General features: G+C 70.6%; 25 protein-coding genes. 14 read left to right on the top strand and 11 right to left on the bottom strand.

The window, feature by feature from the left end:
* Positions 1-42: 42 nt before the first annotated feature.
* Positions 43-1,653 (bottom strand): hypothetical protein, encoded by a 1,611-nt coding sequence (locus tag OS889_RS12675; RefSeq protein WP_372390243.1) that lies wholly within the window; start codon positions 1,651-1,653, stop codon positions 43-45.
* Positions 1,650-2,456 carry an ABC transporter ATP-binding protein gene (locus OS889_RS12670; RefSeq protein WP_372390242.1) on the bottom strand — a complete coding sequence of 269 codons (807 nt, stop codon included), beginning with the start codon at positions 2,454-2,456 and terminating at the stop codon, positions 1,650-1,652. The genes OS889_RS12675 and OS889_RS12670 overlap by 4 nt, the downstream gene beginning before the upstream one ends.
* Before the next feature lie 114 nt (positions 2,457-2,570).
* Between OS889_RS12670 and OS889_RS12665 the strand changes: the two genes are divergently transcribed.
* The 5 genes from OS889_RS12665 to OS889_RS12645 all read left to right on the top strand — a co-directional run bounded on the left by OS889_RS12665 (position 2,571) and on the right by OS889_RS12645 (position 6,029).
* Entirely contained in the window at positions 2,571-3,605 is a 1,035-nt protein-coding gene (locus OS889_RS12665) for a hypothetical protein (RefSeq protein WP_372390241.1), read from the top strand.
* 55 nt (positions 3,606-3,660) lie between these two features.
* Complete coding sequence (locus tag OS889_RS12660; RefSeq protein WP_372390239.1) at positions 3,661-4,080, top strand: EamA family transporter; 420 nt, start codon at positions 3,661-3,663, stop codon at positions 4,078-4,080.
* Between the two features lies 1 nt (position 4,081).
* Entirely contained in the window at positions 4,082-4,498 is a 417-nt protein-coding gene (locus OS889_RS12655; RefSeq protein ID WP_372390238.1) for an EamA family transporter, read from the top strand.
* A gap of 271 nt (positions 4,499-4,769) precedes the next feature.
* The gene (locus OS889_RS12650) at positions 4,770-5,762 is read left to right on the top strand and encodes a DUF7544 domain-containing protein (RefSeq protein ID WP_372390237.1); all 993 of its coding nucleotides are present in this window, start codon (positions 4,770-4,772) and stop codon (positions 5,760-5,762) included.
* A 48-nt stretch (positions 5,763-5,810) separates the two neighbouring features.
* Positions 5,811-6,029: a YgaP family membrane protein gene (locus OS889_RS12645; RefSeq protein ID WP_372390236.1), complete on the top strand. Its 219-nt coding sequence runs from the start codon at positions 5,811-5,813 to the stop codon at positions 6,027-6,029.
* Between the two features lie 41 nt (positions 6,030-6,070).
* Here the strand turns inward: OS889_RS12645 and OS889_RS12640 are convergent, their stop codons facing one another.
* Positions 6,071-7,273 carry an OsmC family protein gene (locus OS889_RS12640; RefSeq protein ID WP_372390235.1) on the bottom strand — a complete coding sequence of 401 codons (1,203 nt, stop codon included), beginning with the start codon at positions 7,271-7,273 and terminating at the stop codon, positions 6,071-6,073.
* A 209-nt stretch (positions 7,274-7,482) separates the two neighbouring features.
* On the opposite strand from OS889_RS12640, the gene proC reads away from it, so the two are divergent.
* From proC to OS889_RS12620, 4 genes are all read left to right on the top strand, one after another.
* Positions 7,483-8,265, top strand: coding sequence for a pyrroline-5-carboxylate reductase (proC, locus tag OS889_RS12635; RefSeq protein ID WP_372391617.1), 783 nt, complete (start codon positions 7,483-7,485; stop codon positions 8,263-8,265).
* A complete protein-coding gene (gene proB / locus OS889_RS12630) occupies positions 8,262-9,101 on the top strand; it encodes a glutamate 5-kinase (protein ID WP_372390234.1) in 840 nt (279 codons plus the stop codon). Before proC ends, proB begins: the two co-directional genes overlap by 4 nt.
* A 113-nt stretch (positions 9,102-9,214) precedes the next feature.
* Positions 9,215-10,576: a glutamate-5-semialdehyde dehydrogenase gene (locus OS889_RS12625; RefSeq protein ID WP_372391615.1), complete on the top strand. Its 1,362-nt coding sequence runs from the start codon at positions 9,215-9,217 to the stop codon at positions 10,574-10,576.
* A 163-nt stretch (positions 10,577-10,739) separates the two neighbouring features.
* Complete coding sequence (locus OS889_RS12620) at positions 10,740-11,786, top strand: sensor histidine kinase (RefSeq protein ID WP_372390233.1); 1,047 nt, start codon at positions 10,740-10,742, stop codon at positions 11,784-11,786.
* 43 nt (positions 11,787-11,829) lie between these two features.
* Here OS889_RS12620 and msrA read toward each other — a convergent pair whose 3' ends face one another.
* Positions 11,830-12,378: a peptide-methionine (S)-S-oxide reductase MsrA gene (gene msrA, locus OS889_RS12615; RefSeq protein WP_372390231.1), complete on the bottom strand. Its 549-nt coding sequence runs from the start codon at positions 12,376-12,378 to the stop codon at positions 11,830-11,832.
* 42 nt (positions 12,379-12,420) lie between these two features.
* Positions 12,421-12,906, bottom strand: a complete 486-nt coding sequence (locus OS889_RS12610) for a dihydrofolate reductase (protein ID WP_372390230.1) — start codon at positions 12,904-12,906, stop codon at positions 12,421-12,423.
* 123 nt (positions 12,907-13,029) lie between these two features.
* Here OS889_RS12610 and OS889_RS12605 point away from each other — a divergent pair, with 123 nt between their 5' ends.
* Positions 13,030-14,265: an MFS transporter gene (locus tag OS889_RS12605; protein WP_372390229.1), complete on the top strand. Its 1,236-nt coding sequence runs from the start codon at positions 13,030-13,032 to the stop codon at positions 14,263-14,265.
* A gap of 97 nt (positions 14,266-14,362) precedes the next feature.
* On the opposite strand, the gene OS889_RS12600 is transcribed toward OS889_RS12605, so the two are convergent.
* From OS889_RS12600 to OS889_RS12585, 4 genes are all read right to left on the bottom strand, one after another.
* Positions 14,363-15,487 (bottom strand): MFS transporter, encoded by a 1,125-nt coding sequence (locus OS889_RS12600; RefSeq protein ID WP_372391613.1) that lies wholly within the window; start codon positions 15,485-15,487, stop codon positions 14,363-14,365.
* Between the two features lie 135 nt (positions 15,488-15,622).
* Complete coding sequence (locus OS889_RS12595) at positions 15,623-16,420, bottom strand: SDR family oxidoreductase (RefSeq protein ID WP_372390228.1); 798 nt, start codon at positions 16,418-16,420, stop codon at positions 15,623-15,625.
* 131 nt (positions 16,421-16,551) lie between these two features.
* Positions 16,552-18,201, bottom strand: a complete 1,650-nt coding sequence (locus OS889_RS12590; protein ID WP_372390227.1) for a hydantoinase B/oxoprolinase family protein — start codon at positions 18,199-18,201, stop codon at positions 16,552-16,554.
* On the bottom strand, positions 18,198-20,231 hold the full coding sequence (locus OS889_RS12585; protein WP_372390225.1) for a hydantoinase/oxoprolinase family protein: 2,034 nt from the start codon (positions 20,229-20,231) through the stop codon (positions 18,198-18,200). Before OS889_RS12585 ends, OS889_RS12590 begins: the two co-directional genes overlap by 4 nt.
* Before the next feature lie 96 nt (positions 20,232-20,327).
* Here OS889_RS12585 and OS889_RS12580 point away from each other — a divergent pair, with 96 nt between their 5' ends.
* Positions 20,328-20,765, top strand: coding sequence for a DUF4385 domain-containing protein (locus OS889_RS12580; protein WP_372391611.1), 438 nt, complete (start codon positions 20,328-20,330; stop codon positions 20,763-20,765).
* A 91-nt stretch (positions 20,766-20,856) separates the two neighbouring features.
* On the opposite strand, the gene OS889_RS12575 is transcribed toward OS889_RS12580, so the two are convergent.
* Positions 20,857-22,272 carry a hypothetical protein gene (locus tag OS889_RS12575; RefSeq protein WP_372390224.1) on the bottom strand — a complete coding sequence of 472 codons (1,416 nt, stop codon included), beginning with the start codon at positions 22,270-22,272 and terminating at the stop codon, positions 20,857-20,859.
* 88 nt (positions 22,273-22,360) lie between these two features.
* Between OS889_RS12575 and OS889_RS12570 the strand changes: the two genes are divergently transcribed.
* The 3 genes from OS889_RS12570 (at position 22,361) to OS889_RS12560 (ending at position 23,472) form a co-directional block, all read left to right on the top strand.
* Complete coding sequence (locus tag OS889_RS12570) at positions 22,361-22,663, top strand: hypothetical protein (protein WP_372390223.1); 303 nt, start codon at positions 22,361-22,363, stop codon at positions 22,661-22,663.
* A 108-nt stretch (positions 22,664-22,771) separates the two neighbouring features.
* Positions 22,772-23,167 (top strand): cupin domain-containing protein, encoded by a 396-nt coding sequence (locus OS889_RS12565; protein WP_372390222.1) that lies wholly within the window; start codon positions 22,772-22,774, stop codon positions 23,165-23,167.
* Positions 23,164-23,472 (top strand): cupin domain-containing protein, encoded by a 309-nt coding sequence (locus OS889_RS12560; protein ID WP_372390220.1) that lies wholly within the window; start codon positions 23,164-23,166, stop codon positions 23,470-23,472. Before OS889_RS12565 ends, OS889_RS12560 begins: the two co-directional genes overlap by 4 nt.
* A gap of 3 nt (positions 23,473-23,475) precedes the next feature.
* On the opposite strand, the gene OS889_RS12555 is transcribed toward OS889_RS12560, so the two are convergent.
* Positions 23,476-23,745 (bottom strand): DUF2249 domain-containing protein, encoded by a 270-nt coding sequence (locus tag OS889_RS12555; RefSeq protein WP_372390219.1) that lies wholly within the window; start codon positions 23,743-23,745, stop codon positions 23,476-23,478.
* Between the last annotated feature and the right edge of the window lie 85 nt (positions 23,746-23,830).

Below are 23,830 nucleotides of genomic sequence, written 5' to 3'. Positions count from 1 at the left end.
ATCGGGACGCGACCGCCCTCGGGGTTGAGTCTGTCGCCCGACTCATTCGAGGTGGTAGTTTCGGTACCGCCGGATCGCGTACCGGTACGATCCGTACGAGACGCCGGCCGTGAACAGGAGATAGATTCCGGCGACGACGCCGAACACCGGTGTCGGGACGAGGCCGCCGGTGAGCAGGAACCACGTACCGATCAGGGCGATGGCCGTGCCGATCCCGACGACCGCGAGGTAGACGAGCATCACGAGCGTCGAGGGCACGACCGTCTCGGTCCCCCAGAACTCCCGCTCCTCGTAGATGGGGTAGGCGGCGCCGAGCCCCAGCGCGAACGCCGCGGCGGCGAGAACGGATCCGGCCCCGAGGGCGCCGAACGCGACGGCCCGGACCGGGCGCAGGCCGAGCGCGACGCCGACGGCCGGGAGGCCGAGCGCGAACGGGAGGCCGAGCGCGACTCCCGCCGCGAGCCGCCCGCGCACCAGCGTCGTGGCGTCGGTGCCGCTGAGGAGCAACAGCGGGAACTGCGGCCGATCGTCGCCGAGCGGATTCAGCCCGAAGGTGCCCCCGGCGAGGTACGCTCCGAGGCCGACTCCCACGCCGGCCGCGAGCGGGCCGAGCGCGCCACTCGATCCCTGGACGGCCGTCGTCCCGATCGGTCCGAGGAAGAAGACGACCATCACCAGGTGGCTGAACTCCTGGGGCTTCCGGACGGCTCGGACCAGGTGACGCCACGCGATCCGTCCGCTCTTCGCGGCGGCGAACGGCCGCGGGACGGACAGCCCGCCCTCCCGACCCGTCGCCTGCGACGTCACGCCGTCGGCCGGCACGTCACCGAACCACAGCGCCGAGGCCTGGCGGGTCGCGACGGCGAGCCCGATCGGCACGGCCGCGACGAGCCCGACGAACACGGCGACGGCGGCGAGCGTGGGGGGTCGCTGAAGCGGCGTCCCGAGTGCCGCGAGCGCGACGTACTCCGTCAGCGGGCCGACCGTGATCGCAGCGAGGACCCCTCCAACCGAGATCGATCCCTCGGCGAGGAGCTGCCCGACGGCCTGGGAGCCGAGGACTACCGCGATCAACGCCGCGACGCCCAGGACCTTCAGCACCCGACGGAACGTCGGCAGCCAGCGAAAGACGCGGAGGAGGGCCAGCCCGACGGCGTAGCCCCACACGGCGCTCCACGCGAGGAGCGGGATCGCGACGAGCGCCGCCGTCAGGAGGACGACGGGCGTGCCGAGCCCGACCGCGAACGCGATGACGAGCGCGGCGATCGGGACGCCGAACCAGGCGGCGAGCCGGCCGAGCTCCGCGCCGATGAGGCCGATCACGACCGCACGCGGGTGGACCGTCGTGAGGAGCAGCGCCTCGCCCTCGGCGCTGCCGATCCGTTCGAGCGTTCGGAACGTCGCGATCCCGACGAGTCCGAGCGGGAGGAGCGTCCCGGCGGGGCCGAGGAACGGGATCGCCTCGACCGATCTGGCCGTCCGTCCGAGGACGAACGCGGCCGGCAGCGAGAACAGCAGGTAACCGCCGAAAAAGAGGACGGAGACGCCGAGGCCGACGAGCCGTCGCCAGTCCCGCGAGTAGGCGCGGAGGCTCCGGCGGAACTCCGCGCGGGCGATCCGCAGGCCGTGGCGGGCGTCGCGTCGGAGCGTCATCGCGGCTCGGCCGTCGGACTCTCCGCGGACGCGGACGCCGCGTCGACGTCTGCGGCGCCGTCGCTCGTGACCGCGAGGAAGGCGTCCTCCAGCGATCCCGACTCGCCGGTCTCGGCGCGCGACTGGAGTTCCTCGGGCGTGCCCTCGGCGACGAGGCGGCCGTCGAGCAGCACGCCCACCTCGTCGGCGACCGCCTCGACGACAGAGAGGATGTGCGTCGAGAGGAAGACCGTCGTCCCGTCGTCGGCGAAGCCCGCGATCGACTCGCGGATCCGCCGCGCGGCCCGGGGATCGAGCCCCGAGGTCGGTTCGTCGAGGAAGAGGACGTCGGGGTCGTGGAGGACCGCCTGCACGAACGCGGTCTTCTGTTTCATCCCCTTGGAGTACGCCTCGATGCGCTTGTCGGCGTCGTCGGTCAGGTCGAACTGGTCGAGGTAGCGCTCGATCCGCTCGTCGGCGACCGACGGGGGGATGTCGCGGAGGTCGGCCACGTAGTCGAGCTGCTCGCGCGCGCTGAACTCCTCGTAGAGCGGCGGCGTCTCCGGGAGGTAGCCCACGCGAGGGGCGAGCGCGCGGCGGTCGCCGACGTCGACGCCGACGACGCGGACTGACCCGTCTGTCGGCTGAGTCAGTCCCGTGAGGATCCGCATCGTCGTGGTCTTGCCGGCGCCGTTGGGGCCGAGGAAGCCGTACACCGTCCCGGGCGGGATCGACAGCGAGACGCCGTCGAGCGCGACGGCCGACCCGTAGACCTTCCGCAGGTCGGTCGCCTCGATCGCCGCGTCGCCGTTCGTGGAGGGCATCGTGCGTTGTGGATTCGGCCCCGGGTGCCTAACAATTGTGGGTGCGGCCCCCGGTCCAGCACCGCGGAGGTGCGCACGTTTTTTCCTCTCCTCCGCGTACGGCCGTCCGTCCCTATGCCCCGCTCGCGACGATCCCTCCTCGAAGCCGCAGCCGCCACGCTCGGCGGCGTCGCGCTCGCATCGACGACCGGCTGTCTCGGCGCCTCTCGCTCGCCCGCGACTGCGACCGAGTCGCCGTCGCCCGCAACGCCGCCCGATTCGGATTCGAGCGCCGAGGTCGACTTCGGAGAGTGGCTCCCGGATCCGACGGCGACGCCGCTGCCGGACGGGTACGGCGTCCGGTACTTCGACGTCGACGGGATCCGCGCCCGGCGAGACGCGATGCATCCGAACGCCTACGACCGGCTCCGGCGACAGATGCGCCGTCCGGTTCCGGCGGTGTTCGACGGCGTCGAGGCGGTGTCCGCCACCCTCGGCCTCGACTACGTCGCCTCGCTCGCCTTCGGCTCGTTCGATCCGGACGCGTTCGCGGCGGACCTGACGGGCGACGATCGCTCCCCGGCGTCGGCCACGCGGACGCCGACGACCGCGACCCGAACGCCGTGGCCGGAGCCCGAGCGGTACGGCGACTTCGACATCTACGGGCGGGAGCGGGTGTACGCCGTCTCGCCGGACGCGGTGCTCGCGGTCCACCCGTTCTTCGACGGCGACGCCGTCGCCTGCGCGAAGGCGATCATCGACGCTCCGAGTCCCGATACCGGCCAATACGCCGACGGAAACGACTACGTGGCGTCGATGCTCGGACGCGTCGACTCGCCCGACGCGCTCTGGTGCTATCCCGAGGCGATGGACGGGTCGACCTCGCGGGGGTTCCGCGCCGACGACATCACGGGCCAGCTGAAGGCGTGGCGGTTCTCGGCGGAGGCGGCACGGCTCACCTTCGCGAACACCTACGTCGACGCCGAGACCGCCGAAAGCGGCGAACTGCGGCGGTTCCTCGATTCGGCGTCCGCGCGGTTCGAACCCTACGACGGCCTCGAGGTCGCCGTCGACGGACGGCTGGCCTGGACCGACGGCACGGCGCCGATCGCGGCGTTCGACCACCTGTCGGCCGGCGGCCCCGCCGACGGCGTCACGACGCCCAACTGAGCGCCGGTCGGCCGCGGACGTAACACCGTTATACCGAACGGGAAAATGGCCGCCTATGGACTATCTCCCGTGGGTGATCGTCGCCCTCGTGTCGTACGGGGCGTTGGCACCGCTGACGAGCAAGGTGACAGAGGAGGTCCCGCCGGCCGTCTCGCTGTTTCTCGCCACCGCGGTCTTCCTCGTGCTCACGCTCGGCGTGATGGTCGCGACCGGCCTGAATCCGCTGTCGTACGTGGCCGAACCCCGCGCGGGCTACATCTACGTCGGCGGCGTGTTCCTCGGAGTCGGCATCCTCTCGTACTACTACGCGCTGCAACGCGGACCGGTGAGCGTCGTCGTCCCGATCTACGGGATGTTCATCGTCGGGAGCTCGGTGATCGGCATCCTCTTTCTCGGGGAGTCGGTGACGCCGACGCGGATCGGCGGCATCGCCTCGGCGATCGTCGCGGTCTATCTGAGTTCGGGGGCCGAGTGATATGCGACGGTATCTGGGCTTTTCGCTCCTGGCCTTCCTCACCTACAGCCTGGTGGCGCCGCTCCTGAAGATCGCGATGGAGACGATCCCGAGCACGCCGGCGGTGTTCCTCTCGAACTCCGTCCTCCTGGTCGTCGTGGGCGTCGCCTTGGCCTCCCGCGGCCAGTCTCCGGTGCCGTACCTCCGCCACCGGTACACGCCGCACGTCGTCGCGCTCGGCGTGCTCCTCACCGTCGGCCTCCTGACCTACTACCGCGCGCTCGCGCTCGGTCCGGTGAGCATCGTCGTGCCGATCTACGGCCTGTTCATCGTCGTGAGTTCGGTGATCGGGATCGTCGCGTTCGACGAGGCGCTCACCCCGCGGAAGGTGGCGGGCATCTTCTTCAGCGTCCTCGCGATCGTTCTGATCTCGATCTGATCGATCCGAACTGTCCGATCTGATTCGATTCGGTCCGGTCTGATCCGAACTGTCCGATCTGATTCGATTCGGTCCGGTCTGATCCGAACTGTCCGATCTGATTCGATTCGATCCGCGGCCCCGATCTGTGGACTGGCGCCGTAGCGACCGCAACGACTTTGTTTACTCGTGCTGATATGTCGCTCGCGATGTGCAGAATTGGTCCCCTCCCTCCGAGTCGTAGCGACACCCCGCCAGACCGACGCCCCGCCAGGTCCCTGGAGGGCCGTCGATGACGCTGTACGCCCTCGATGCGGTCGACGACGCCGGCGCCGCCGCCCGCGACCTGCTGTGGCCGTTCGACCTCGGTCGGTGGGCGCGGTTGGCGCTCGTGGTGTTCTTCGTCGGGAGCTCCGGCGTCGGGTTCCCTTTCCAGTCCACGGGCGGCGTCCCCAGCGGGGGCGAGGCGCCGTCGGTCCCCGCGGGCACGCCCGAGGCGGCACTCCCCGGCGGCGCCGAACTGTTCCTGATCGGCGCCATCGCCGCGGCGATCGTGCTCGTCGTGCTCGCGTTCCTGCTCGTCGGGTCGGTGATGGAGTTCGTCTTCGTCGAATCGCTGCGCAAAGAGACCGTCCGCGTGCGGGCCTACTGGAGCCGGTACTGGCGGCTCGGCCTCCGACTGTTCGGGTTCCGCCTCGTCGTCGGGCTGCTGTCGCTCGCCGTCTTCGCGGCGCTCGCCTTCGCGGTCTTCGGTCCGGCGTTCCTCGGATACGGCGGGATTTCCGTGGCGTTAGTCCTGCTGGCGATTCCGGTGTTCCTCGTCGTCTCGATCGTCACGGGCCTGCTCTCGGGGTTCACGACGATGTTCGTCGTCCCGATTATGCTCAAAGAAGAACGCGGCCTGCTCTCCGCGTGGCGGCGTTTCTGGCCGACGCTCTCGGGCCAGTGGAAGCAGTACGCCGCCTACGCCGTGGTCGGATTCGTGCTCCAGCTCGCGATCGGCATCGCCGTGAGCATCGTCACGGTGTTCGTCGCGGTCGTCGCCGCCATCCCGCTCGGGGTCGTCGGCCTCGTCGGCGTCGGCCTCCTGAGCGTCGCCGAGGTCGCGGGCTGGGCCGTCATCGCCGTCGCCGTCGCGGTGTTCGTGCTGGCGATGCTCGCCTTCGGCCTGCTGGCGGGCGTGCCGGCCCAGACGTACCTCCGCTACCACGCGCTGTTCGTCCTGGGCGACACCGAGAGCGACTTCGACCTGATCGAATCGCGGCGCCGCGCGATCCGGGAGTGAGTCGGAAACGGCAGGAACAATTATGTGTGCTTGCTCCAATATTACGGTATGGAGAAAAACGTCGGTCAGACTGATAGTATCGTGCGGATCGTCGTCGGCGCGCTCGCCGGCCTCGTCTCGCTCGGCATCCTCGGGAGCGTCGTTCCCGGCCCGGGGATCCTCTCGCTCGTCCTCGGGATCGTCGCGCTGCTGATGCTCGGGACGGGACTCACGGGTCGGTGCGGCGTGTACTCGCTCGTCGGCATCGACACCTGCGAGGTGCGCTGAGCCGACGGGTACGTCCGAGAGCCGTTCGGTTTATTTTATAATTAATCCGATAAATTCGCGTTCGGGCCGTCGAGGTCGGTCCGACAGAGTGCGTGGAGGAAGCACGTCTGCTCGGACATATCGAGCAGTTCCCGCGCGAACGACTCGTCTTCCCCGGTGTCGACGAAGACGTGCGTCTCCACGGGCGCGGACCGGGCGGGAGTGCGCTCGCCGCTCCCGCCGGCGTCGCCGCGGGCGACGTGGGTGTCCTGGACGATCCGGTAGGCGTCCAGGTCGGCGTCGACGATGTCGGCGTAGCGGCCCATCTGCGTCATGAAGCAGAAGCCGATCCCGGCGGCGACGTAGGTCATCGGATCGGGCGCGCGTCCCTCGCCGCCGCGCCCCGGCGGGTCGTCCGAGACGAACTCGAAGACCGTCCCGATCGGGCTGAACAGCTCGACGGCGACGTGCTTCGTGCCGTCCGCTCGGAGCGTGCAGGTCCCGCGGAGGTGGAGGATCCGGTCTTGGTCTTCGGAGAGGCTGGAGCCCGCGCCGCTCGTGTACTTCTCGTCGCCGTCGGGGAGCGGTTCGGTCTCCCGCCCCGTGCGGTGGACGATCGGCGGTTGCCGCTCGTCGGCGTCCCGCGGGATCGACTCGAACAGGCCCTCGGGGTCGGCTTCGACGGGGCCGTCGAGCCGCGTCACCCGATCGGGCTCGACCTCCTCGCCGTTCGCGACGAGCGTGAACGTGCTGTCGTGGACGCCGTCGATCAGGCCGTAGACTGGCGCGGTCCGGACGGCGTCGCCGACCAGGTCCCGCAGCGTCCCCTCGTCGGCGTCGGCGTCGATGGTCACGTCGAGATCGACGGGGAGTGCGCCGCCGGTCATCGTCCCCGCCAGCGCGGAGCCGGTCATCGTGTAGTAGCTGTCCTGGGTCACTTCGAGGTCGCGGACGTCGATACCGCGCTCGTCGGCGAGCGCGAGGATCTCGCTGGCGAAGGAGCTCACCATCCCGGTCGTCATATGCGCCAGCGGCGCGGGCGCCACGTCGTCGCCTTCGAGGTACTCGCCCTCGTCGCTGGCGAGCCGCCAGGTCGTCCCCGTGCGGGCGTCTGTCACGAGCGCTTCCTTCTGCATCCCGCCGAGCGAGCGGACGCGGGCGCGGTGCGCCTGGCCGAGCGCGGGTTCGGGGGCGTCGAGCCCCGCGACGGACTCCTCGATCGGGAACGCGAGCGGGTAGCCGAGGTCTTCGAGCGGCGAGGTCATCGGAGCATCACCGAGCGCACGTTTCGAACTATGGATTATGAGGGTTGCGACCGCGGGTGTGACTGCGGGCCTCCGAGCCGAGTCGCGAGCGCTTCTCCGAGGGATCCGCGAGCGCGTCGCCGTTCCGCGCGACGCCGGAAAGCGGATGTGAGCGCCGCCGGCCGAAACCAAAGTTCGTATATCGGCGGCATCGCGTAGTGGGACACAGAATGATCGACGTCAGCGTCATCGGCTGCGGGAATATGGGGAGCGCCCTGATCACGGGGCTCGCCGAGGCCGGCGGCTACCGGATCACGGCCTACGACGTGGACCCCGAGGCCTTCGAGGCGATCGAACAGCACGCCGACCGGACGACCACCGACCTCGACGACGTGCGGGATTCGGACGTCGTCGTGCTCGCGGTCAAGCCCGACATCGTGCCGCTCGTCTTGGAGGACCTCGAACTCGACGCTGACCGGACGCTTCTCACCATCGCGGCCGGCGTCTCCCGGGCCGTCGTCTCCGCCGAGACCGACGCGGAGGTCGTCCGCGTGATGCCGAACCTCGCGGCCGAGACGCGGAATATGGCCGCGGCGGTCGCGTGGGACGAGCCGAACGAACACGTCGCGCAGATGCTCGACGACCTCGGCGAGTACGTCGTGATCGACGAGGACCTGATGCACGTCGCCACGGCGCTCAACGGCAGCGGCCCGGCCTTCGTGTTCTACCTCCTGGGCGCGATGGCCGACCGCGCCGTCGACGAGGGGCTCGCTCCCGACAACGCCGAGGTGCTGGCGGCCCAGACGTTCAAGGGCGCGGCCGAGACGGTGCTCCGCTCCGATCGGGACGTCGAGACGCTGATCGACGCGGTCTGTTCGCCCGGCGGCACCACCATCGAGGGGATGGACGTGCTGTGGAACAGCGACGTCGAGGAAGTCGTCGGCGACGCGCTGACCGCCGCGCGGCGCCGCTCGGAGGAGCTGGCCGACGACGCCGAAGGCGGAGAGCAATGAGCGGCGCGGTCGCGGACGCGGAGATCGACCGGGCCCGCACGCTCGCGGCCGAGGCCGGCCGTGTCGTCGTCAAGGCCGGCACCAACTCCCTGACCGACGAGACCTCGAATCTCGACGACGGGAAGCTCGACAAGCTCGTCGACGATGTCGCGGACCTGATCGAGCGCGACAAGGAGGTCATCCTCGTGTCCTCGGGCGCGATCGGCGCCGGGAAGGGCCGCGCCGGCTTCGCCAGCGACGACACCGTCGAGGAGTCCCAGGCGCTGTCGACGATCGGCCAGAGCCACCTGATGCGGCGCTACACCGAGAGCTTCGAGCGCTACGGCGTCACGGTCGCCCAGATCCTCGTGACCGAACACGACCTGGAGAACCCCGAGCGCTTCACGAACTTCAAGAACACCGTCGAGACGCTGCTCGACTGGGGCGTCGTCCCCATCGTCAACGAGAACGACGCCGTCGCGACCGAGGAGATCCGGATCGGCGACAACGATATGATCTCCTCGTCGATCGCCATCGGCGTCGGGGCCGATCTGCTCGTGACGCTCACCGACGTCGACGGCGTCTACACCGGGAATCCAAAGCGCGACGCCGACGCGGAGCTGATCGAGGCCGTCGGCCGGAACTACGACGAGGTCGAGCGCATCATCGAATCGAGCGCCAGCGGCTCCTTCGGCGGGATCCGGACGAAGGTGAGCGGCGCCCGCCGGGTCAGCGAGCACGGCATCCCGGCGATCATCGCGCGCTCGACAGAGCCCGACGTCTTGGAGAAGGTCGCGACCGCGCAGGCGGTCGGCACCATCTTCACGCCGATCAACGGCCACGAGGATCCCGAGTAGCCACAGATAGCCCGCGAATATCGTAGCGTTCGCACCTGATTTCTCATCCGATCGCACGCCAGCGTGTGATCGAGTGAGTGAAGACGTGCGAACGCTACGATAGCGTAACAGGTATTGACCGTCCGCCGACTACCTTCTCACAACAGCCGATGACCGACACAGAAACCAAGATCACGCAAGCACAGTCCGCGGCGCTGGACCTCGCGAACCTCGACGAGAAGACGCGCAACGACGCGCTGCACGCGATCGCCGACGCCATCGAGGCCCACAGCGAGGAGATCCTCGAAGCCAACGCCGCCGACGTCGAGGAGGCCGAGAAGCTCCTCGAAGCCGGCGAGTACACCCAGGCGTTCGTCGACCGGCTGAAGCTCTCCGAATCGAAACTGGAGAGTATCGCCGAGATGGTCCGCAGCGTCGCCGGCCAGGAGGACCCCCTCGGGAAGACCCTCGAAGCCCGCCGCCTCGACGAGGGCCTGGAGCTGTACAAGCTGTCGGTCCCGATCGGCGTCCTCGGCACGGTCTTCGAGTCCCGCCCCGACGCCCTGGTGCAGATCGCCGCGCTCAGCCTCAAGTCGGGCAACGCGGTCATCCTCAAGGGCGGCAGCGAGGCGGCCGAATCGAACCGCGTCCTCTACGAGATCATCTGCGAGGCCGCCCAGGAGGTGCCCGAGGGATGGGCCCAGCTCATCGAGGCCCGCGAGGACGTCGCGACACTCCTGGAGCGGGACGACGCGGTCGACCTCCTGATGCCCCGCGGGAGCTCGGCGTTCGTCGAGTACGTCCAGGACAACACCTCGATCCCCGTCCTGGGCCACACCGAGGGCGTCTGTCACGTCTACGTCGACGCCGACGCGGACCTCTCGATGGCCGAGGACGTCGCCTTCGACGCGAAGGTCCAGTACCCCGCGGTCTGCAACGCCGTCGAGACGCTGCTCGTCCACGAGTCCGTCGCCGAGGAGTTCCTGCCCGCGATGGCCGACCGCTACCGCGAGGCCGGCGTCGAACTCCGCGGCGACGAGCGCGCCCGCGAGATCGCCGAGATGGACGCCGCCACCGACGAGGACTGGACAACAGAGTACGGCGATCTCGTCCTCGCGGTGAAGGTCGTCGACTCCCTGGAGGCGGCGATCCGCCACGTCAACGCCCACGGCTCGAAGCACACCGAGTCGATCCTCACCGAGACCGCCGAGCACGCCGAGAAGTTCATGCGGGGCGTCGACGCCGCCTCCGTCTTCCACAACGCCTCGACCCGCTTCGCCGACGGCTACCGCTTCGGCCTCGGCGCGGAGGTCGGCATCAGCACGGGCAAGACCCATGCACGCGGGCCCGTCGGCCTCGACGGGCTGACGACGTACAAGTACCACCTGGAGGGCGACGGCCAGCTCGTCGCGACGTACAGCGGCGAGGGCGCCCGGCCGTACCTCCACGAGGACTTCGACGGCGAGTGGGCCCCCGGGCGGCTCTCCGAGGAGTAGGCGTCGCGGCGGACGATCGGATCTCTGATCATATCTTTCGATATTTTTCCTCAGAAATTCCTGAATGAGGGCTATTGTATCGAATAATAGTTCACACGCTGAAATCAAATTTGATTCTCTTCCGAAACATATATTCTGAACAGCGCGAATTGGGCGTCTATAGATGGAGCCCCGGGAGCCGGACGCGGTCGCCCACGACCCCTACGAACACCTCATCGAACACGTCCAGGACGCGGTCGTCAAGTTCGAGCTGGTGGACGGCGAACCGATCGTACGGGACGTCAATCGGGCGTTCGCGGACATCTTCGGATACGCCACCGCGGCGATCTGCGGCGATTCCCTCAACGACTGGATCGTCCCCGAGTGGCTCCTCGACGAGGCCGAGCGGCTCGACGAGCAGACGGGCACGGGCGAGGTCAACTACCAGCGGGTGAAACGCGAGACCGAAACCGGGCTCCGGGAGTTCCTCTATCGCGGCATCCCCTACGCACGCGACGACCGGCCGATCGACGGCTTCGCCGTCTACACCGACATCACGGACCTCGTCCGACAGCAACACCGCCTCCAGGTCCTGAATCGGGTGCTCCGACACAACCTCCGCAACGAGGCGAACGTCATCCTCGGCCACACCGCTCGCCTCCTGGATCAGCTCCCCGAGGGGTCCGGGCAGACGACCGGCGCGGCGGCGACGATCGAGCGCGCCGCCGACAATCTGGCGTCGCTGTCGCGGGAGGCGGGCGAGATCGACGCGGTCCTGTCGGCCACCGACGACGCCAACGTGGTCGACAGCGTGCCGCTCGTCCACCGCATCGTCGACGACCACCGCAAGCGGGCGCCGTCGGCCACCATCGCGGCCGAGCTGCCCGACCAGCTGCGGGTCCGCGGCAACGGCCACCTCAGTTCGGCCGTCAACAGCCTCGTCGAAAACGCGATCGAGCACAACCCCGCGCCCGAACCGTTCGTCCGCGTGTCGGTCCTGCGCTTCGACCCCGGCTGGGCGGAGATCCGTGTCGAGGACGACGCGCCGAAGATCCCGGCCGACGAACGCGACATCCTCACCGGGGATCTGGAGGCCACACAGACCCACCACGGCAGCGGGCTGGGGCTGTGGCTGGCGAAGTGGGTCGCCGAGAGCTACGGCGGCGAATTGCTCTTCGATGAGAGCGACCGCGGCGGCAACAGCGTCCGGATCCGCCTGCCGAAAGCGTGAGCGCCGCCTGCGTTCGCGCGGCGGCCCCGGCGCGGGCGCGGACTCAGTCCGAAGTCGCGGCCTCGGCGTCGAGCAGTTCCGCGAACTTCTCGCGCACCTTCTCGACCTTCGGCTGGGCGTGCATCCGGCAGTAGGCGTCCGAGGGGTTCTTCTCGAAGTAGTCCTGGTGATATTCTTCGGCCGCCCAGAAGCGCTCTAAGGGCTCGATCTCGGTCACGACGTCGTCGTCGTACTCCGCATCGAGCGCCTCGACGTACGCCTCGGCCTGCCGGCGCTGCTCGTCGTCGTGGTAGAGCACGATCGAGCGGTACTGCGTGCCGACGTCGGGGCCCTGGCGGTTCAGTTGCGTGGGATCGTGGGTCGCGAAGAACACCTCCAGCAACTGATCGTAGCCGATCGCCTCGGGATCGTACTCGACCTGGACGACCTCGGCGTGGCCGGTCGACCCTGAGCAGACCTGCCGGTAGGTGGGGTTTTGGACGTCGCCGCCGGCGTAGCCCGAGGTGACGGCGCTGACGCCGTCGAGGACCTTCATCGCCGCCTCGGTACACCAGAAGCACCCGCCGCCGAACGTGGCCGTTTCGGTCGTCATCACTCCGAATTGGGCCCGGATTCGTATGTACCTGACGCGGCGTTACGACGCCGCTCGCCGCACCCACTCTTCGAGCGTGAACCCCGGTTCGTCCGACCGCGACACCAGCTCCCACTCGTCTGCGTCCCACTCGGGATACCACGCGTCGCCGTCGTACTCGCCGGGGACGCGGCTGAGGACCATCCGGTCGACGTGCGGCTGGAAGAGGTCGTAGATGCCGGCGCCGCCGAGGACGTACGCGCGCCCGGCGCCGAGGCCCTCGGCGATCGCGACCGCGTCGTCGACGTCGCCCGCGCGGAACGCGGTCGGGACCGCGAAGTCGCGCTCGCTGCGGCTCAGGACGATCTGGTGGCTGCCGGGGAGATCCTCCAGCATCGACTCGAAGGTCCGGCGGCCGAGGATCACCGGCGCGCCGGCGACGCGGGCGCGGTACTGGCGCTTGTCGGCGGGGATGCTCTCCCAAGGGAGTTCGCCGTTCCGTCCGATCACGCGGTTCTCGGCGAGGGCAGCGACGGAGACGAGTTCCATCGCCAGCCAGTAGGGCGCGCGAGTACAAAAGCGTACGATCGAGAGGGCGTCACACGGTCCGGGATCTCCGGGACTGCGGTCACATCGCTGCCTTCTATATCCGGCGGGCGGCACGTCGGGACGATGACCACGCCACCCGAAGCGCGCGACCCGGCGGAGTCGCCAGCGACGCGGCAGTCGGGGTGGGAACTGCGCACCTACGGACTCCTGGCCGGTGCGGGGCTCATCTCGGTGAGCCTGGCGGCCTACGAGATCGTGCCGGCGAGCGTGACGCCGCTCATCCGGGAGTCGCTCGGGATCGGCCCGACCGTCGCGGGGCTATTAGTGGGCGTGATGTTCGGGACCGCCGTCGTCGGGAGCCTCCCCGCGGGGGTCGTGCTCGACCGGACGGACTCGCGGCGCGTGATGGCGCTGGCGGTGCTGGCGCTGTTCGTCGCGGGCGTCTGGGGGTGGATCGCGGCGCGCGGCGGCTCCTACCGGTCGGTGATCGCCTCCCGGGCGGTCGGCGGGCTGGCGTACGTCGTCGTCTGGAACGCCGGCATCGACATCGTCAGTCGGGCCGTGAGCCCGGACATCCGCGCGACGGCCGTGGGGATCTTCACCGCGAGCGGCCCCGTCGGCTTCGCGGTCGGGCAGGCGACCGGGCCCGTGATCGCGGCGCGGTTCGGCTGGCCGGCGATCTTCCCGGCGTTCACCGGCGTCGCGCTCCTGGGGCTCGTGCTCTTTTGGCCGTCGAGCCGCGGGCTCGGGGCCGCCCGCGGCGACGCGCCGTCGCTGCGGGAGTTCGGAACCGTCCTGCGGAATCCGACGGTCTGGCACCTCGGCGTCCTCGGCTTTCTCAGCTACGCGCTGTACCTGTTTATGAACAGCTGGGGCTCGTCGTACCTGAATCAGGAGATCGGCCTCTCGCTGGCGCTCAGCGGACTGCTGGTGTCGCTGTTCCCCGCGGTCGGCGTGCTCTCGCGGGTGAGCAGCGGGCTCCTCTCGGACGTCGTCTTCGGCGGGCAGCGACAGCCGGTGCTCCTCGGCTCGTTCGGGCTCGCGGCGCCGCTCGTGTTGGTCTTCACCCGCCTCGGGTCGGTGCCGCTCCTCGTCGGCGCCTTGCTGCTCTCGGGGTTCGCCATCCAGCTCACGCTCGGGCTGTCGTTCACGTACGTCCGCGAGGTGGTCACAGAGCGCGTCGCCGCGACCGCGGTGGCGTTCCAGACGAGCGTCGGCCTCGCCGGCGCGTTCCTCTCGCCGATCGCGGGCGGCGCCGTCGTCTCCCGGTTCGGCTTCGACCTCGCGTTCCTGCTCGCGGGCGCGCTCGCCGTCGTCGGCGTCGGCCTGGCCTGGCGCGCGCCCGAGCCGACGCGGTAGGTCCCCTTCCGCTCATAGTGATTACTCTCACTGTCTCCCGCCGAACGCTACCCCCGCGGTGACGGCATTCCGCGGGACGAGACGAGAGCAATCACGATCAGTCGCTCACGACCAAGAGCGCCGCCGCGACGACGAGGCAGGCGATGAAGCCGACGAAGGCGAGGTCGTAGCTCGCGTAGGTGGCGACGACGCCGACGTACGCCGGGCCGAGCGCGTTCGCGCTCAGGAACAGCGCCCTGGCCGCGCCGAGGTCGGCGCCCATCCCGTCGTCGGGCGCGCCGTCGATGATGATCGCGTCCGCCAGGGGAAAGCCCGTCTTGTAGCCGAGCGCCAGCACGCCGATCGCGACCCAGATCGCGAGGTTCGTCGAGACCACGAGCAGTCCTCCGAGCGCGGCCGCGGCGATCAGGAGGCCGGCGACGGCGATCCCCCGCCGGGAGAAGCGGTCGCCGAGAGTGCCCGCGGCCGGCTTGACGGCGAAGCCGACCGCGAAGACGATCCCGAAGCTCAGCCCGGCGAGGCTCTCGCTGAAGCCCTTCGCCTGCGCGAGGTAGGTGGGTGCGAAGTTGATGAAGCCGCCGACCATGAAGTAAAACAGCGTGAACGCCACGAGCGTCCGCCGCTGCTGGGTGCTCTGGACGAGTCGGCCGACGGTCCCGCCGAGGTCCAGCGACGCGCTCCCGACGCGGTAGCCCTCCCGCGTCGCGGTGGCGTAGACGACGGTGACGACGGCGAGCGCGATCGCGACCGGGAAGAACGGCGTCCGCCAGGTGAAGTACGTCAGCGCGAGCACGGCGACGCCGGAGGAGACCAGCCCGCCGATGTCGGTGCCGGCGGCGTAGATCCCCAGGGCGCGCCCGCGGTTCGCGGTGAAGAGATCCGAGAGCAGCGCCCGCGAGGGGATGGCGAACAGGCCCTTGCCGACGCCGACGACCGTGGAGGCGACGACGAACAGCACGATGCCCTGCGCGAGGCCGAAGAGCGCGAAGCCGACCGCGAGGACGACGAGCCCGGGGACGATCAGCGTCGTCCGGTTCCAGCGGTCGGAGTACTCGCCGCTCGGGTACTGGACGAGCGCGTAGGAGCCCTGGAAGATGGCCAGCGCGATCCCCGCAGTCGCCTCCGTGATCCCGAGGTCGCGGATGATCGTCGGCAGGAGCGGCGAGAGGAGAAACCGCCCGGTCTGGAGGAGTGCCCAGCCCAGTGAGACGGTGTAGAGCATCCGCCGGGCGTAGGCCGTCATCTCGGTCGCCGACTCCGTCGTCGCCGTCGCTTCGGTCACGTCTCGACGTCGAGGGGCCACCGTAACGTGGGTTCCGATTCGTCGGCGTCGTCGACGCGGGAACTCCGGCCTAAACTACAGATTCGACGAGCTCTCGCCGCCGTCGATCGGTAGCGCCGTCCCGGAGACGTACGACGACTGCGGCGAGGAGAGGAACGCGACCACGCGCCCGAGGTCCATCGGCTCGCCGATGCGGCCGGCCGGGATGTCGCCGCCCCACTCGTCCAACCCCGCCTCGTAGGAGTCGTACTTCCCCGACTCGACGCCCTTCTCGATCAGCGTCTCGACGCGCGGCGTCTCGTGAGTTCCCGGGAGGACGGCGTTCGCCCGGATCTCCGGGGCGAGTTCCTTCGAGAGCGTCTTTTCCAGGCCGATCACGCCCGCGCGGACGGCGTTCGAGAGCACGAGGTCGTCGACGGCCTCCTTGACGCTCACCGAGGCGATCGTCACGACCGTCCCGCCGCCGTCGGCCGCGAGGTGGGGCGCGGCCGCGCGAACGGTGCGGACGACGCTCATCACCAGCAGGTCGAAGGCCTCGTACCACTCCTCGTCTGAGGTCTCCAGGAAGGGCTTCGCCGGGGGGCCGCCCGCGGAGGTCACGAGGTGGTCGAGCCGGCCGAACTCCTCGACCGGGCGCTCGACCAGCTCTTCGACCGCGTCGGGGTCAGTGATGTCGGCGGCGTGGCCGAGGACCGTCGCGTCCGCGGCGGCGTCCGCGCGGACGTCTTCGACCGCCTCCGACAGTCGGTCCCCGTCGCGGCCGTTGAGCACGACGTTCGCGCCTTCGGCGGCGAGCGCCCGCGCCGAGGCCTTCCCCAGGCCGCTGCTCGATGCCGTCACCAGTGCGGCGTTGCCGTCGAGTCCGAGATCCATACCGGGGGGTGTCGCGGCGGGACCAAAACGGTTGCCGCCCCGGACGAGTGTCGGCCTCGCTTCGACGGACTGGCGGAGTATTCGGGTTGGTGTGCCGGCGAGCGTGCTCCGGCGGTGCTCGGTCCCGGTGGTCACTCCTCGGTCTCGGTCTCGGCCTTCCCGTCGCGGCGATCCGCCTCGCGCGCGTCGGGGTCGCGGTCGGCCGGATCGCCGTGTCCGCCGCCGCCGGGCGTCCGAACCGTGACCGTCGTCCCGGCTTCGACGTCGACGGTCGTCTTCGCCGGCACGGGCTCGCCGTCGACCAGATTTTCGCCGAGCGCGCCCGGTCCGCCGCCGGCGACGCCCGAGGGCCGGTGGCGGCGCCGTTCGGTCAGGAGCGAGACGGTGGCGTCGCGCTCGACGGTGAGCACGCGTTCGAGGCCGAGGCCGCCGCGGCGGGCGCCGTCGCCGCCCGTGCCCGGCCGGAGGGCGTAGCGCTCGACGTAGAGCGGGTACTCGGCCTCCAGGACCTCGACGGGCGTGTTCAAGGTGTTTGTCATCCCCACCTGGACGCCGTCGATGCCGTCGGTCGTCGGGGTCGCGCCCGCGCCGCCGCCGATCGTCTCGTAGTACGTGAAGCCGCCCTCGCGGGAGCCGACGATGAGGTTGTTCATCGTGCCCTGGCCCTGGGCCGGCGCGCGGTCCGGAACGGCCTCCGCGAGCGCCGCGAACACGACGTCTGTGACGCGCTGGCTGGTCTCGACGTTGCCGCCGACGACTGCCGCGGGCGAGGTCGGATTCAGGAGCGAGCCCTCGGGCGCCGACACGGAGACGGGATCGTAACACCCCTGATTCGGCGGGATCTCGGGGTCGGTCAGACAGCGCACGACGAAGTACACGGCGCTCTCGGCGACCGACAGCGGCGCGTTCACGTTGCCGGGGACCTGCTCTTCGGTCCCCGCGAAGTCGACGTTGAGGGTCGCGCCGTCGACGGTGACGGTCACCTCGATCGCGACGTCGCGGTCCGGGCCCGTCCCGTCGCCCTCCAGGACGTCGCGCGCGGTGTAGACGCCGTCGGGGATCGAGTCGAGTTCGGCCTCGATGCGATCGCGGGAGTACTCGATCACGGCGTCGAAGGCGTCGCGGACGACATCCCCGGAGCGCGCCAGGAGATCCCCGAGTCGGTCCTCGGCGCGCTCGTGCGCGGCGAGCTGGGCGCGGACGTCCGCGCGGCGCTCGTCGGGCGTGCGCACGTTCGCCAGGAGGAGCGCGAAGACGTCGTCGACGAGGTCGCCGTCGCGGACGAGCCTGACGCCGGGAATGCGCAGGCCCTCCTCGTAGATCTCGCGCGCGCCAGCCGGCATACTCCCCGGCGTCGCCCCGCCGACGTCGGCGTGGTGCGCCCGCGAGACCGCGTAGCCGACGATTTCCCCGCCGCTCTCGGGCCGTCCCGCGACGTCGGGCGCGATCGGCGAGACGAGCGTGACGTCCGGGAGGTGGGTCCCGCCCTCGAAGGGGTCGTTCAGCGCCCAGACGTCGCCCGGCTCGGGGCCCTTCGCCATCACGGCCTCGACCGCGCGCGGCATCGCGCCCAGATGCACCGGGATGTGCTCGGCCTGGGCGACCATCCGGCCCTCGCTGTCGAACAGCGCTGTCGAGCAGTCCTGGCGTTCCTTGATGTTCGGCGAGTACGCCCCGCGGATGAGCACCTCGCCCATCTCCTCGGCGATCCCCTCCAGCCGGTTCCGGAGGATCTCCAGGGTCACCGGATCGACCGCGTTTCCGTCTTCCTCTCTGCTCATCGGTCGGCCTCCGCGTCGTCCGCTTCGGTGAGCACCAGCGCGCCGTCGTCGCGGACGCGCCCGTCCCACGCCGGCGGCACGACCGCGGTGCTCTCGGCCTGTTCGATCACCGCCGGCCCGCCAAGGGTCGTCCCGGGCGCGAGCCCCGATCGGTCGTACACCGGCGTCTCGTAGCGCTCGCCGTCGCCGAATCGGGCCTCCCGCGTCTCGGTGGGAGCGCCCTCGCCGTCGGCCGCGTACCGCGTCGGCGGCGCGGGTCGCGCCGCGGTCGCCGCGACGCGGAGATTCACGAGGTCGACGGGGTCGTCCATCCGGTAGCCGTACGTCGATGTGTGGGCCGCGTGGAACCGCTCCCGGACCGACTCGGGGTCGAAGGCGTCACCGACGTCGACGGTGAGCTCGAAGCTCTGGCCGGCGTACCGGAGGTCCGCGCGGCGCCGCACGGTCGCCGCCTCGGGGTCGCGGGCGTCCGCGAGGACCGCGGCTTCGAGATCCGCGAATCGGTCTTCGATCGCTTCGGGATCGACCTCCGAGAGCGACGCGCGGTGAGTCCGGACGGCGTCGTGCTGTTCGTCGGCGGAGAGGAGGCCGTAGGCGGACAGCACCCCGCAGGTGAGCGGGACGACGACCGTTCCGATCCCGAGGTCGTCCGCGAGCGCGACGGCGTGCATCGGGCCGGCGCCGCCGAACGCGACGAGCCCGAACTCCCGGGGGTCGTGGCCGCGCTCGACCGTCGCCGAGCGGATCGCCCGCGCCATATTCGCGTTGGCGACGCGGTAGACGCCGCGGGCGGCCGCGGCGGGGCCCGCGAGTCCCGCCTCCTCTGCCAGCCCGGCGAGCGCGTCGTGTGCGGCGTCGGCGTCGAGCGAGAGTTCGCCGCCGAGCGCCGTCGATTCGCCGATGTAGCCGAGCACGAGGTTGGCGTCAGTGACGGTCGGCTCGGTGCCGCCCTTGCCGTAGCAGGCGGGGCCCGGCTCCGCGCCGGCCGAGCGCGGCCCCACCCGGAGCGCGCCGCCCTCGTCGACCCACGCGATCGACCCGCCGCCCGCGCCGACGGTGGTGACGTCGACCATCGGCGTCCGGATCGGCTGGCCGTTGATCGCCGCGTCGGTGGTGCGTTCGGCCTCGCCGTCGCGGACCAGGCTCACGTCGCTGGAGGTCCCGCCCATGTCGAACGTGACGAGGCCGCGCAGCCCGCGCTCGTCGGGGACGCCGCCCGCGGCGGCGTTCGCGCCCACCACGCCGGCGGCCGGCCCCGACATCGCCGTCGTGACCGCGTGCTCCCGCACCGTCTCGACCGACGCGATCCCGCCGTTGGCCTGCATCACGAGGGGCGCGGGGAGTCCGGCGTCGGCCGCGCGCTCGGCGAGCCGGCCGAGGTAGCGGTCGATCGCCGGCGTCACGTACGCGTCGACGACGGTGGTGGAGGTCCGCTCGTACTCGCGGAACTCCGCGAGCACCTCGTGGGAGGCCGAGACGGGGACGTCGAGTTCCTCCTCCAGCACCTCGACGACGCGCTCCTCGTTTTCGGAATCCGCGTAGGCGTGCAACAGCGAGACGGCGACGCTCTCGGCGTCGCACTCGCGGATCCGCGCGGCGACCTCGCGCACTTCGTGCTCCTCGATCGGGTCGGTCACGCCGTCGGGCGCCGCGCGCTCTCCGACCTCGAAGCGTCGCCGCCGCGGGACCAGCGGCTCGGGCCGCGTCGCCGAGAGGTCGTACAGTGAGGGCCGGTCCTGCCGCCCGATCTCCAGGACGTCGCGGAAGCCCTCGGTCGTGACCAGCGCGGTCTTCGCGCCCGCCCGCTCTAAGAGGGCGTTGACCGAGACGGTCATCGCGTGGGTGAACTCCTCGACGTCGGCCGGATCGACGCCCGCGGCGTCGCAGGCCTTGCGGACGCCCTCGACGACGCCGACGCTCTGATCCTCGGTGCTCGGGACCTTCGCCGTCACGAGCTCGTCGCCCGTCGCCAGCACCACGTCGGTGAAGGTCCCCCCGACGTCGGCCCCGAGCCTGATTCGCTCCGCCATACCACCCGTTCTCGACGCGGCGAATAAAAGGGTAGAGGAACCCGAAATCGGCCGGTGGAGTCAACAGGCGAGGACGCCTACGGCTCGCCAGCACCGATGAGCGACGGTCCCGAGTACGACGTCGACTTCCGCGAGCACCCCGAGGAGTACGAGATCGGCCGCGGCGAAGAGGGGGCGTTCAAGGTCCAGCCGTACAAGGACGAACTCCTGCCGCTGTGGGGGATCAAAACGCTCGAAGACGCCGAGGAGGGAGCCGAAGCCATCTACGAGCGGTTTCGGGAGTACAAGGCGCGCGAGGAGTTCGTCGGGATGGATATGGCGCGGAAGTACCTCCAGATGGGCTGGACGCGGAGCCTCCGGTACGCGAAGTACCCGGGCGGACGGAAGTACGACGACGACGGGACCGAACGCGAGCCCCAGCAGTGGTACGACGAGGAGAAGTACCGGATCTCGCAGGTGTATCGGGAGTACCTGGACCGAGTGGAGTCCGACCCGGAGTACCAGCGGCGGCGTGAAGCGTGGGAGGATGGCTGACGGACGAGGTCGCTCCCGGTCGACCGAACGGGAAGATTCAGTCGCAGATGCCTCTCAGAGCCCGGAGTCGATCGCGACTCGTGAGAAAATATCAGTTCTCGGGCCGCTCCTCGACTGGCCGCGACTGAGCCGGCCCGTCCGAGCGATCGAGCGCGGGAAGCAGGAGCCCCGCGAGCGACTTGGTCCCGTGCTCGCGCACGACGCCGACGAGGTTCGCGGCGAAGCCCGCGAACCCGACGCCGCTCGCGACGCCGCCGAACAGCGTCGCCGCCGCGGTTCCGGTCTCGATGCCCATCCCGGCCCACGGGACCGCCTGGGCCGCAAACACGCCCGACTCCGCGAGCGTCAGCGCCGCCGCGCCCGCGACGAGCGCCGCGAGATCGACACGCGCGAGGCGGGCGTCGTAGAGGTCGTCGATCATCGGCACGGCCTCGAAGCCGAGGCGGTCGCTGTACCGGTGGACCCAGACGATGAACGGCACGACGTGGTACAGCGTCCCCGCGACGACGAACCCGACGACGCCGAACAGCAGGAGATGCACGCCCGCGGGCGCGCCGAACGTGTGGGCGGGGTCGAGCGGTGCGAGGAGCCACGCCCGCGCGGTCGGGACGGCCCACAGCAGCATCGCCGCCGCGGCCACGCCGTAGCGGCGGAGCATCGGCGTCCACTCGACCGTCCGCTGCCGGAGCCGGCGACCCAGGATCACCGCCATCGCGACGACGCCGGCGACGACCAGGAGCGCCCCGAGCCGTCCCACGAGCGGGCTCCCGAGGAGCCGCCCGCCGGCCAGCGCGACCACGCCGATCGGATACCCGACCTCCTCGACGGTCCGCAGCGGGGCGTCCAGCCGGTCGAGGTCCGACTGCGTGAACATCGTCGCGAGCTGGTACAGCGCGCCGAAGACCGTCGTCAACACGACGCCGAAGACCGCGAGCGTCGCGTGCGCGGCCCGCACGTCGCCCCGGACGACCGGCACGTCCGCGAAGACCGGGCGGACGTACCCGACCGCGAGCGCCAGTCCCAGGCCGGTGACGGCGACGAGAAAGCCCAGCGCGAGCGCGAAGTGCCGCTCGGTGACGTCCCACGGCCGCACGCCCAGGAGCGTCCGGCCGAGGTTGTAGACGAAGACCCAGAAGCCCGCCAAGAGGACCGCTCCGAACGCGGGCAGCCAGGGGTACGCGCTCACGAGGAGACTGCCCGCGAACCCCGCGAGCCCGACGCCGACGCCCCACAGCTGGGCCGCGGCGAGCCGCTCGGAGTGGATCGCCGTCCCCGACCACACCGGGACGAACTGCGTCATCGCGCCCATAATCGTCACGCAGACCCACCCGGCGAGCAGGAGGTGGACGTGCGCGAGGGTCGCCCGGCCGGGAGCGACGCCCAGCGGCGCGAGCACGCCGAGGACGACCCCCGCGAGCAGGAACCCCAGCGCGACGACGAAGTGCCGCAGGGGGACCGTCATCGGGGGCTGCGTGTCGGTCTCGATGTCGGCGGGGATCGCGCCCATACGCGTCGGTAGCGTCTGTGAGCCCGTGTGTCTGAGCGCGAATATGTTCGCGGACAGGGTTAGGCCGCTGCCACGCTTCCTTCCGGTGATGACCGACCGGGAAGCCGAACTGGAACGACTCGTCGAGCGCGCGCGCCAACACGAGGCGGTCGCCGACGCCTTCCTGGCGAAGAGCTTCACCGACCGGCTCGTCGTCGTCGACCTCGAAGCGGGCGAGTCGCTGCCCCGCGAGCTCGTCACGCTCTTCACGAGCCACGACTGCTACGGCGCCGACGAGGTGTACGACTGGGACGGCGAGGATTCCTCAGCCGGCGAGTTCGGCGACGCCACGCGGTACCAGTTCGTCGATCAGCGCACGCGCGGCGAGCACCGCTCCTACGTCGCCGAGTAGCCCCCACCGTCCCGGTGCGGTCCGCCGTGACATGTCCCGTCACAGCGCGGCCCGACACGAAGATGTTCGCGCAAAGACCGATCGGTCGAGACCGTCTTCTCCCGACCGATGCCACGAATCGACTTCGAGGCCACCGGCGGATACCGCGAGGAGCGCTTCGACGCGGCCGAGGCGTTCCGCGGCGACTCGGCGAAGGCCGTCGTCGCGCGCTTCGAGCCCGGCCAGTACATCCCGGTCCACGCGCCCGACAGCGACGTCGTCGTCGACGTCCGGGCCGGGCGCGGCACCGTCCGCGAGGGCGAGACGGCCCACGCGGTCGGCCCCGGCGACGCCGTCGCGATCGAGGCCGGGACGCGCCGCGGGATCCGCGCCGCCGCCGACGAGCGACTGGAGGCGCTGCTCGTCACCGCGCCGCCGCCGACCGACGCGGAACACGAGCCGGTCCGCCGCGGCCTCGCGGCCGACGAGTTCGAACCGACCCTCGAAGAGGAGTCCGACCGATGACCCGAATCGAACACCTCCCCGACCTGGACGCCGCTCCGCACGCGAACGTCTTCCCCGACCGCGAGCCGAAGACGGTCAAACTCAGCCTCGACGCCGGCGAGCGCGTCCCGCCGCACGACCATCCCGACCGCGAGATCGTTTTGTACCTCCTCGAGGGCGCGCTGCGGCTGGAGCTCGGCGGCGAGACACACGCCCTGAAGGCGGGCGACGTCGCCCGGTTCGACGGCGACCAGCAGATCTCGCCGGTCGCCGACGAGCCGAGCACCGCGCTGTTGGTCCTGGCGAAGAGCGCCGAAACCCGGTGACCGCTACTCCTCGTCGGGGTCCCAGATCGCGGTGAGGACCCCGTCGTCGGTCTCTTTCGTCTCGTAGGCGACGCCCTGCTCGTCGAGCTTCGGGAACAGGAACTGCGGCACCCGGTCGTTCAGTTGGACGAACACCGTCTCGCCGTCGAGGTCCGCGAGCCGCGTCATCGTCTCCTGGAGCGGCTCTGGCGGCGGCAGATCGCGCGCGTCGAGGAAGTCGATCGCCCGGTCGCTCGGCGCGTCGAACTCCGCGAGGTGTGTTTCGGGGTGCATACTCCACGTTTCGATCCGCCGGAGTAGGTATCCGACGCCGAAGATGTTCGCTCACGCCGGCCTCGGTCCGTCGGTCGAAGATGTT

The organism is Halobellus sp. MBLA0158 (assembly GCF_041477585.1).
In the GTDB taxonomy this organism is placed as follows: Archaea; Halobacteriota; Halobacteria; order Halobacteriales; family Haloferacaceae; genus Haloquadratum; species Haloquadratum rubicundus.
Note: the sequence above shows the minus strand (reverse complement) of the source record. Positions and strands in the feature narration are given on the sequence as shown.

Coding starts and splice junctions, on each gene's coding strand:
- OS889_RS12555 (WP_372390219.1), bottom strand. CDS start 23,745: ATGCACCCCGAAACACACCTCGCGGAGTTCGACGCGCCGAGCGACCGG.
- OS889_RS12560 (WP_372390220.1), top strand. CDS start 23,164: ATGACCCGAATCGAACACCTCCCCGACCTGGACGCCGCTCCGCACGCG.
- OS889_RS12590 (WP_372390227.1), bottom strand. CDS start 18,201: ATGAGCAGAGAGGAAGACGGAAACGCGGTCGATCCGGTGACCCTGGAG.
- msrA (WP_372390231.1), bottom strand. CDS start 12,378: ATGACGACCGAAACGGCCACGTTCGGCGGCGGGTGCTTCTGGTGTACC.
- OS889_RS12665 (WP_372390241.1), top strand. CDS start 2,571: ATGCCCCGCTCGCGACGATCCCTCCTCGAAGCCGCAGCCGCCACGCTC.
- OS889_RS12570 (WP_372390223.1), top strand. CDS start 22,361: ATGACCGACCGGGAAGCCGAACTGGAACGACTCGTCGAGCGCGCGCGC.
- OS889_RS12575 (WP_372390224.1), bottom strand. CDS start 22,272: ATGGGCGCGATCCCCGCCGACATCGAGACCGACACGCAGCCCCCGATG.
- OS889_RS12650 (WP_372390237.1), top strand. CDS start 4,770: ATGACGCTGTACGCCCTCGATGCGGTCGACGACGCCGGCGCCGCCGCC.
- OS889_RS12565 (WP_372390222.1), top strand. CDS start 22,772: ATGCCACGAATCGACTTCGAGGCCACCGGCGGATACCGCGAGGAGCGC.
- OS889_RS12670 (WP_372390242.1), bottom strand. CDS start 2,456: ATGCCCTCCACGAACGGCGACGCGGCGATCGAGGCGACCGACCTGCGG.
- OS889_RS12605 (WP_372390229.1), top strand. CDS start 13,030: ATGACCACGCCACCCGAAGCGCGCGACCCGGCGGAGTCGCCAGCGACG.
- proC (WP_372391617.1), top strand. CDS start 7,483: ATGATCGACGTCAGCGTCATCGGCTGCGGGAATATGGGGAGCGCCCTG.
- OS889_RS12655 (WP_372390238.1), top strand. CDS start 4,082: ATGCGACGGTATCTGGGCTTTTCGCTCCTGGCCTTCCTCACCTACAGC.
- OS889_RS12645 (WP_372390236.1), top strand. CDS start 5,811: ATGGAGAAAAACGTCGGTCAGACTGATAGTATCGTGCGGATCGTCGTC.
- OS889_RS12580 (WP_372391611.1), top strand. CDS start 20,328: ATGAGCGACGGTCCCGAGTACGACGTCGACTTCCGCGAGCACCCCGAG.
- OS889_RS12675 (WP_372390243.1), bottom strand. CDS start 1,653: ATGACGCTCCGACGCGACGCCCGCCACGGCCTGCGGATCGCCCGCGCG.
- OS889_RS12595 (WP_372390228.1), bottom strand. CDS start 16,420: ATGGATCTCGGACTCGACGGCAACGCCGCACTGGTGACGGCATCGAGC.
- OS889_RS12640 (WP_372390235.1), bottom strand. CDS start 7,273: ATGACCTCGCCGCTCGAAGACCTCGGCTACCCGCTCGCGTTCCCGATC.
- OS889_RS12600 (WP_372391613.1), bottom strand. CDS start 15,487: ATGCTCTACACCGTCTCACTGGGCTGGGCACTCCTCCAGACCGGGCGG.
- OS889_RS12610 (WP_372390230.1), bottom strand. CDS start 12,906: ATGGAACTCGTCTCCGTCGCTGCCCTCGCCGAGAACCGCGTGATCGGA.
- OS889_RS12660 (WP_372390239.1), top strand. CDS start 3,661: ATGGACTATCTCCCGTGGGTGATCGTCGCCCTCGTGTCGTACGGGGCG.
- proB (WP_372390234.1), top strand. CDS start 8,262: ATGAGCGGCGCGGTCGCGGACGCGGAGATCGACCGGGCCCGCACGCTC.
- OS889_RS12620 (WP_372390233.1), top strand. CDS start 10,740: ATGGAGCCCCGGGAGCCGGACGCGGTCGCCCACGACCCCTACGAACAC.
- OS889_RS12585 (WP_372390225.1), bottom strand. CDS start 20,231: ATGGCGGAGCGAATCAGGCTCGGGGCCGACGTCGGGGGGACCTTCACC.